1 protein-coding gene is annotated in these 894 nt (G+C 56.5%); it reads left to right on the forward strand.

Translation table 11 applies throughout. The features are described from left to right. Positions 1 to 15 precede the first annotated feature (15 nt). Positions 16 to 894 (forward strand): signal peptidase I (locus H8730_RS17425; protein WP_249290315.1); only part of this gene is annotated, 879 nt, incomplete at its 3' end.

Below are 894 nucleotides of genomic sequence, written 5' to 3' on the forward strand. Positions count from 1 at the left end.
AGGAGGTGGGAAGCCGTGCGTGAAGGAGACGAACTGAATACGCCGAAATCAGAAGAAGTTGAGATGGATTGGTTGATGAAAGAATTCGACGAACTCCACAGGCGCAGTCGAAATCAAGAGAAAGCCAGTGCCCTGGAAACTCCGCTTCCCGCCGGATTGCCGGACGAAGCCTCATCTCCAGGAGCAAAGGAGTCCGCCGGCGGAGCCACAGCGCAACTGTCCGGCCAGCGCCCTGTTTACAACGTATTGATTCTCCCCGCCGATACCCGAAAAATCACACTACAGGATTTGGAACACATGGTCCCACTGGAAATCACGGATGAAACCGCCGTACCGGCCTGGCTGGCGGAACTGCGGCCGGGGCAAGATAAGCCAGCGAAAGCCGCAGGGCTGGAAATCGTCCCAGATCATACGAAAGCCACCCCTGTTCAAAAAAGGAGAAAGCTCCCCTTTTCCATAGGCGATGTGGTGTTTTATCTGGTGCTGATCGCGGTCGTTGTGGGGGTGTTGTTTATCTCGGGGAAGGAAAGCGGTCCGAAGTCTTTTGCCGGGTATTCCGCCTTTACGGTTCTCTCCGGCTCGATGGAGAGCGAAATCCCCAAAGGCTCCCTGGTCGTCACCAAACAGGTTGATCCGTCGGAGCTGCAAATCGGGGACGATATTACCTATCTATCCAACCCCACGACGACCATCACGCACCGGATCGTGGGCATCACAGAAAACTACGCGGATACCGGGCAGAGGGCGTTCACCACGCAGGGCGTGATGAACAGCGCGCCGGACAAGCAGCCCGTACCCGCGGCCAATGTAGTGGGGAAGGTCATGTATCACAGCCTTTTTGTTGGCCGAGCAGTGTCCTTTCTCAAAGAGCACTGGCTGGTCCTGCTGGTGCTG

This window comes from Bianquea renquensis (assembly GCF_014384895.1).
Taxonomy (GTDB): Bacteria; Bacillota; Clostridia; order Lachnospirales; family Bianqueaceae; genus Bianquea; species Bianquea renquensis.